Origin of the sequence: Pseudomonas cedrina subsp. cedrina (assembly GCF_001983175.1) — a bacterium.
Lineage (GTDB): Bacteria > Pseudomonadota > Gammaproteobacteria > Pseudomonadales > Pseudomonadaceae > Aquipseudomonas > Aquipseudomonas cedrina.
On record NZ_MNPW01000042.1, the window covers coordinates 1 to 1,598 of the forward strand.

General features: G+C 53.9%; 1 protein-coding gene. It reads left to right on the forward strand.

Features of this window, described 5'->3' with window-relative positions; translation table 11 throughout:
• The first annotated feature begins 77 nt into the window (after window positions 1–77).
• Window positions 78–1,502 (forward strand): IS1182 family transposase, encoded by a 1,425-nt coding sequence (locus tag BLL36_RS29910; protein ID WP_076955175.1) that lies wholly within the window; start codon window positions 78–80, stop codon window positions 1,500–1,502.
• Window positions 1,503–1,598 lie beyond the last annotated feature (96 nt).

Genomic DNA, 1,598 nt, shown 5'->3' on the forward strand with positions numbered 1-1,598 from the left:
CAGGCTGTGTGAAAACCTAGCAATTTGCCGCCCGGTTTAAGAAAATGCCCGTATCGCAAGATACGGGCATTTTTCTTATGCGCTATATCCAAGGTGAAGACCGCTCTCAGGGAACCCTATTTCCAGTCTCGCTGGACGAACTCATCCCCGAAGATCATTTGGTTCGGGTAATCGAAGCCTATATTTCTCTGCTCGACCTTGAGCAGCTGGGTTTTGACAAAGCCGTCCCCAAGGCTACCGGCCGCCCTTCATACCACCCGGCTGATCTGCTCAAACTCTACCTCTACGGCTATTTCCAACAGGTTCGTTCCTCGCGTCGGCTGGAAGCTGAATGTCAACGCAACGTCGAGGTTATGTGGCTGCTGGGCCGCTTGGCACCTGACTTTAAAACCATTGCCGATTTTCGACGGGACAACAGCGCAGCCTTCGTTGCCACGTGCCGTGCATTTGTTAGTTTTTGCCGCGGGGCCGGCCTCATTGGCGGCGACCTGATAGCCATTGATGGCAGCAAGTTCCAGGCAGTGGCCTCGAATCGAAAGCACATCACACCCAAGAAGCTCCAGCGGCGCGAAGCGGTTCTGGACAAGCGTATTGCCCACTACCTGGCGCAACTTGACGAGGCTGATCGCGGTGAGCAAGAGCAAGCGATTGATCGCTCAGCAGTACAGACTGCGCTTGAGACGTTGCGCGTAAAAAAGGCCAATAACCAGACCTGCCAAGCGCTGATGCAAGCTCAAGGTCTGGTTCAGCACGTGGTGGGTGAGGCCGATGCGCAAAAAATGCGGACACCTTCAGGCCCGCGTATTGCCTACAACGTTCAGAGCGCGGTGGATGCGAAACACTGTCTGATTGTTCACCACGAAGTGACTCAGGAAGGTACCGACAATCGCCTGCTTGAACCGATGGCCAAGGCGACTCAAGCGGTGCTGGAGCAAGCCAAGCTCAACGTCACCGCTGATGCAGGCTACTCCAACGGCGCGCAATTCCAGGCGTGTGAAGACGCTGGTATCACACCCTTTGTCCCGCCCAACCGGGCGATCAACACCAAAGGTGGCGAAGAGCAATTTTTTGACCGCACGCTCTTCAATTACAGCGAAGAGAGTGACAGCTATGAATGCCCTGATGGCAAGACGCTCACGCTTAAAGCACTTAACAAGGGAGACCGGATTTATCACGCATCAATCAGTGATTGCGGCACTTGCGCACTGAAAAGCCGGTGTACCAAGGCTGAACGCCGTTACGTCACGCGCCATGCCTGTGAATCAGCGTTTGAACGAATGGAACAGCGCATGAAGGCGAATCCCGACATGATGATCAATCGACGATCGATCGTCGAACACCCATTTGGCAACTTGAAGCAATGGGCCTTCGGCAACGCTAGGTTTTTGCTGCGCCAGCTAAAAGGTACACGGACAGAAATGGCACTTGCGATACAGGCCTACAACCTGAAAAGGACCATCAACGTGTTGGGAGTGCCGAAATTGATGGAGTTGATGGGCTGAAAGGCCCTTTTTTTCTTCAAGTCCGCAAAAACAAATGCCCCGACAAGTCGGGGCATTTGTTTTTAGCCGGTGCAGGCTGCGTTTTCACACAGCCTG